The organism is Mycobacterium sp. E3247 (genome assembly GCF_001667785.1).
In the GTDB taxonomy this organism is placed as follows: Bacteria; Actinomycetota; Actinomycetes; order Mycobacteriales; family Mycobacteriaceae; genus Mycobacterium.
In genome coordinates, this window is record NZ_LZJG01000002.1 from 41,632 (window position 1) to 47,870 (window position 6,239).

A 6,239-nucleotide genomic window follows, 5' to 3' on the forward strand; every position below is an offset into this window, starting at 1 on the left:
ACCTTGCGACAGTTGTAAGGTCAAGGCGTGCCTGACCAGTTGCTGATCGGCGACGTCACGGCCCTGACCGGGATCGCTTCCGGCCGCATCCGCCACTATGAAAAGGTCGGCTTGCTGCGCGCCGAGCACCTGTCCAACGGCTACCGGGTGTTCGGTGTGGAGCAGGTGCTCGACCTGCTGCGCATCGATCTGATGAGAAGTCTCGGCATCAGCATCAACGACATCCAGCGTCTGGTCGCCGACGGGCGCACCTCGCTGGCGGACGTGCTCGACGAGCACCGGGCGCTGTTGCTGCGTCAGCGCGACCGGCTGGATGAGTTGATCGCGGCCATCGACCGATCCCGGGTCGCGTCCCGCGCCGCCGCCGACTGCCCGGACGCCGACGTCAACGACGACATTCTGCGCACCCTGGCGACGACGCACCGCGACAGCATCGGCGTCATGGGGAGGCTCAGCGCGCCGCTGTCCGCGCCCGTCGCGACGATGTACGCCGACCTGTTCGACGAGTGGGATCTGCCGGTTCCGGCGCTGTTCGGGCAGATGGTCCTGCCGCCGGCGGCCACCACTCTGCTGGCACAACTGGCCGAGCTGTCGGGACGTCAGGTGCTGTTCGACCGGTTGCGCAACCTCGCCGGCGACGTGATCCGGTTGGGTGACGATCGGGTGGCGGCGACGGAGCTGGCCCGCAGCTGGGTCGACCGGCAGCTGGCCGACCCACTGCCCGACGACGTGGTCGGTGTGCTTCGCGCGGTGCAGCCGTCATTGGAACATGACCCGGTGATCGTGCAGGGATTCCGGGCCTGGGCCGGATCCATCAACCCGGCGGCCGCCGACTTCCTCGACGAGATCGCCCGTCAGACCGCTCACCGGGGCCTGGTGGCCGTGAGCGTGATCGTGCTGCCCGCGGCGACGCGGGCTCAAACCCGAGATGTGACATCGTGATGCAGATGTGACCAGTGTGGTCAATGTGTCTGGTGGTGTTCCTGTCGTACTCTGTCGCTTGTGTCATCGGTTTCGCGACGCGACCTACTGAAATGGGCGGCCGCGGGCCCGGCCTTGGCGGGCCTGGGTGTCGCGGTTGCGTCGCTGCGCCCGGCGCCCGCGTCGGCCTCGCTCGGCACCCTGCTGGACTACGCCGCCGGGGTCATCCCGGCCAGCCAGATCAGGGCCGCCGGCGCCGTGGGCTCGATCAGGTATGTGTCCGACCGGCGTCCGGGGGGCAACTGGATGCTGGGCAAGCCGATCCAGGTCGCCGAGGCACGTGACCTCAACAGCAACGGGCTGAAGATCGTCTCCTGCTACCAGTTCGGCAAGGGCGACACCGCCGACTGGCTGGGCGGGGCCAATGCCGGGCTCCAGCACGCGCAGCGGGGGATGCAACTGCACGCCGCCGCGGGTGGCCCGGCCAGCGCGCCGATCTACGCCTCGATCGACGACGACCCGTCCTATGACCAGTACAAACAGCTGATCGCGCCCTACCTGCGATCGTGGGAGTCGGTGATCGGGCATCAGCGCACAGGTGTGTACGCCAATTCGAAGACCATCGACTGGGCGCTGCACGACGGTCTGGGCTCTTACTTCTGGCAGCACAACTGGGGCTCGCCCAAGGGGTTCACCCACCCGGCCGCCCATCTGCATCAGGTCGAGATCGACAAACGCAGTGTCGGCGGGGTCGGGGTGGACATCAACGAGATCCTCAAACCGCAATTCGGGCAGTGGGTCTAGCGCTCCGGGTGCCTCGCCGCGTCTCGGTGGCCCGCGTCTCTTAATGATCCCAGCAAACACTCGTTCGCTCATTTTTCGGCCCGGCGGCCGCGATCGCGGACCGGACGACGCGACGCAGGAGAGCCCGACGTGGCTTCGCGGCTCGAAATTTTTACATAACGATTACATAACAAAACTGCTTTGATCAGCGCAGTTATAGCTACTCGACCGTAACCACCTGCATGCAGCAGGTTTGTTCGCCGCGCCCGCGCCGCCGATTAAACCCCGTGTTACCCACGACACGGTTACCCGTGCGTAGAACTCATCAGTAACCAATCACCACGAAAAACGGGGGTCGATCCTTATGACACTCTTAGTACAGCCGATGCAGTCCCCGCGCCGCTCAACCCACACGGGCGGTCCGCCGACAACACACCGGTCAGCCGTTTCCCGGCATTGATTCGACGCGGAATCGCCGAACCCGCCCGCCGGTGATGACCGGCCGAACGAACCGACACGTAAAGACGCATACAGGGAGACATAGAAGGTGACGATCCATGAGCACGACCGGGTGTCTGCTGATCGCGATGGAAATGGCCCTCATGCGTCAGCCGGGGAGACCCACGCTCTGGTCGACCGTCTGACGGCCGGCGAGCCGTACGCCGTTGCGTTCGGCGGCCAGGGCAGCGCCTGGCTGGAAACCCTCGAGGATCTGGTCTCGTCGGCCGGGATCGAATCGGACCTGGCAACGCTCGTGGGTGAGGTCGAGCTGCTGCTCGAGCCGGTGGCCAAGGAACTGGTCGTGGTGCGCCCGATCGGTTTCGAGCCGCTCGCATGGGTGCGCGCGCTGGCGGCCGAGGACCCGGTCCCGTCGGACAAGCACCTGACGTCGGCCGCGGTGTCGATCCCCGGCGTGCTGCTCACTCAGATCGCGGCGGTCCGCGCTTTGGCGCGCCAGGGCATGGACCTCAAGGCCACCCCGCCTGTCGCGATCGCCGGGCACTCCCAAGGGGTGCTCGCCGTCGAGGCCCTCAAGGCGGCGGGCGCCCGCGACGCCGAGCTGCTGGCGATGGCCCAGCTGATCGGCGCGGCCGGGACGCTGGTCGCCCGCCGGCGCGGCATCTCCGTGCTCGGCGACCGCCCGCCCATGGTGTCGGTGACCAACGCCGACCCCGAGCGCATCAGCCGGCTGCTCGACGAGTTCGCGCAGGACGTCCGCACCGTGCTGCCGCCGGTGCTGTCCATCCGCAACGGCCGGCGCTCGGTCGTCATCACTGGCACGCCCGAACAGCTATCCCGGTTCGAGCTCTACTGCCAGCAGATCTCGGAGAAGGAAGAGGCCGATCGCAAGAACAAGCTGCGCGGTGGGGACGTCTTCTCGCCGGTCTTCGATCCGGTCCAGGTGGAGGTCGGCTTCCACACGCCGCGGCTGGCCGACGGCATCGACATCGTCGCCGGCTGGGCCGAGAAGGTGGGCCTGGATGTCGCCCTGGCCCGCGAGCTGACCGAAGCGATCCTGGTGCGACGGGTCGACTGGGTCGAGGAGATCAGCCGTGTGCACGAGGCCGGCGCGCGCTGGATTCTCGACCTCGGTCCCGGTGACATCCTGACCCGGCTGACCGCGCCGGTCATCCGCGGACTGGGTGTCGGCATCGTTCCCGCCGCGACCCGCGGCGGGCAGCGCAACCTCTTCACCGTAGGGGCCGTCCCCGAGGTGGCGCGGGCGTGGTCGACCTACGCCCCGACCGTCGTTCGCCTGCCCGACGGCAGGGTCAAGCTTTCGACGAAGTTCACCCGGTTGACGGGCCGCTCGCCGATCCTGCTCGCCGGCATGACCCCGACCACTGTCGACGCCAAGATCGTCGCCGCCGCGGCCAACGCCGGGCACTGGGCCGAGCTGGCCGGCGGCGGGCAGGTCACCGAGGAGATCTTCGCCGGCCGCGTCGAGGAGCTCGCGACGCTGCTCGAGCCGGGCCGCACCTATCAGTTCAACGCGCTGTTCCTCGACCCGTACCTGTGGAAGCTGCAGGTCGGCGGAAAGCGGTTGGTGCAGAAGGCGCGTCAGTCGGGTGCGGCGATCGACGGCCTGGTGATCAGTGCCGGCATCCCCGATCTCGAGGAGGCCGTCGACCTGATCGAGGAGCTGAACGACGTCGGCATCAGTCACGTCGTGTTCAAGCCCGGCACGGTCGAGCAGATCCGCTCGGTCATCCGCATCGCCACCGAGGCGCCCACCAAGCCGGTGATCATGCACATCGAGGGTGGGCGCGCCGGTGGCCACCATTCGTGGGAAGACCTCGACGACCTGTTGCTGGCAACGTATTCGGAGCTGCGGTCGCGCCCGAATGTCACGGTCTGCGTCGGCGGTGGTATCGGCACCCCCGAGCGCGCGACAGAGTATCTGTCCGGGCGGTGGGCGCAGGCATACGGCTTCCCGCTGATGCCGATCGACGGCATCCTGGTCGGCACCGCTGCGATGGCGACCAAGGAGGCCACCACCTCGCCGTCGGTCAAGCGGATGCTGGTCGAGACCCAAGGCACCGACCAGTGGGTCGGCGCCGGAAAAGCCTTGAACGGCATGGCTTCCAGCCGCAGCCAGCTCGGCGCCGACATCCACGAGATCGACAACAGCGCGTCGCGCTGCGGCCGCCTCCTCGACGAGGTCGCCGGCGACGCGGACGCCGTCGCCGAGCGTCGCGACGAGATCATCGCGGCGATGGCGAACACCGCCAAGCCATACTTCGGCGACGTCGCCGACATGACCTACCTGCAGTGGTTGCAGCGCTACGTGGAGCTGGCCATCGGGGAGGGCAACTCCACCGCCGACACCGCCGCGCCCGGCAGCCCGTGGCTCGCCGACACCTGGCGTGACCGCTTCCAGCAGATGCTGCAGCGCGCCGAAGCCCGTTTGCACGCAAGCGATTCCGGCCCGATCGCGACGCTGTTCGACGACGCGGCGCTGCTGGAGAGTCCGCAGCAGGCCATCGCCACGCTGCTCGCCGAATACCCGGACGCGCAAGCGGTGCAACTGCACCCGGCCGACGTCCCCTTCTTCGTCACGCTGTGCAAGACGCCAGGCAAGCCGGTCAACTTCGTACCGGTCATCGACAAGGACGTGCGGCGCTGGTGGCGAAGCGACTCGCTGTGGCAGGCCCACGACGCCCGCTATGACGCCGACCAGGTGTGCATCATCCCGGGTACCGCTGCGGTCGCCGGCATCACCCGGATGGACGAACCCGTCGGTGAACTGCTGGACCGCTTCGAGCAGGCCGCCATCGACGAGGTGCTGTCGTCCAGCGGGCAGCCCCGCGCCGTCGCGTCGCGCCGGATGGGTCGCCCCGACGTGACCGGACCGCTGGCTGTCGTACTCGACGCCCCGGATGTGCAGTGGGCCGGCCGCACCGCGATCAACCCGGTCCACCGGATCGCCGACCCCGCCGATTGGCTCGTGCACGAGGGCTCTGAAGGGCCCGAAAGTCGCCGCGCCACACACTCGTCCACCGGAGCGCGGCTCGGGGTCGACGGTAACCGGGTGGTGCTGAGCGTTCCGGTATCGGGGACCTGGATCGACATCCCGTTCGCCCTGCCCGCCAACACCATTGACGGCGGCACCCCGGTGGTGTCCACCGAGGACGCCGCCACGGCCATGCGGGCGGTGCTGGCGATCGCCGCCGGCGTCGACGGGCCGGAATTCCTGCCGGCGGTCGTCGACGGGACGGCCACCGTGACGGTGGACTGGGATCCCGAGCGCGTCGCCGACCACACCGGTGTCACGGCCACCTTCTCCGAGCCGCTGGCGCCCGGCCTCACCACCGTGCCCGACGCGCTCGTTGGTCTGTGCTGGCCCGCGGTCTTCGCGGCGATCGGCTCGGCGGTTACCGACACCGGCGTCCCCGTCGTCGAGGGCCTGCTCAGTCTGGTGCACCTCGACCACGCCGCCCACGTGGTCGGCGCGCTGCCCAAGGTCCCGGCCGAATTGGCAGTCACCGCAACGGCTTCGGCGGCGATCGACACCGACATGGGCCGTGTCGTGCGCGTCGCGGTCACGATCGCCGACGGCGACGGCGCGACGATCGCCAATCTCGACGAGCGGTTCGCGATCCTGGGGCGCACCGGCTCCGCCGAACTCACCGAGCCGGTGCGGGCCGGCGGCGCGGTGTCGGAGAACGCGACGGACACCCCGCGTCGTCGTCGACGTGACGTCCGGCTGACCGCCCCGGTCGACATGCGGCCGTTCGCCGTGGTGTCCGGTGACCACAACCCGATTCACACCGACCGGGCGGCCGCCCTGCTCGCCGGCCTGGAATCGCCCATCGTTCACGGCATGTGGCTGTCGGCCGCCGCGCAGCACGCGGTGACGGCGACCGACGGCCAGGCCCGGCCCCCGGCCCGGCTGGTCGGCTGGACCGCGCGTTTCCTGGGCATGGTGCGTCCCGGTGACGAGGTCGATTTCCGCGTCGAGCGCGTCGGGCACGGTGGTGAGGCCGGGCGCCAGCGGCTCGGAGAAGGTGGCCGTGACACCGGTGTGGTCGGCG

Annotated in this window: 3 protein-coding genes; all 3 read left to right on the forward strand. The window is 69.1% G+C overall.

The window, feature by feature from the left end:
- The first annotated feature begins 27 nt into the window (after window positions 1–27).
- Window positions 28–942 (forward strand): MerR family transcriptional regulator, encoded by a 915-nt coding sequence (locus A9X04_RS00215; RefSeq protein WP_067916608.1) that lies wholly within the window; start codon window positions 28–30, stop codon window positions 940–942.
- A gap of 60 nt (window positions 943–1,002) precedes the next feature.
- A complete protein-coding gene (locus tag A9X04_RS00220; protein ID WP_067916610.1) occupies window positions 1,003–1,725 on the forward strand; it encodes a DUF1906 domain-containing protein in 723 nt (240 codons plus the stop codon).
- 526 nt (window positions 1,726–2,251) lie between these two features.
- On the forward strand, window positions 2,252–6,239 hold a 3,988-nt coding region (locus A9X04_RS00225), incomplete at its 3' end, for a fatty acid synthase subunit beta domain-containing protein (RefSeq protein WP_231985623.1).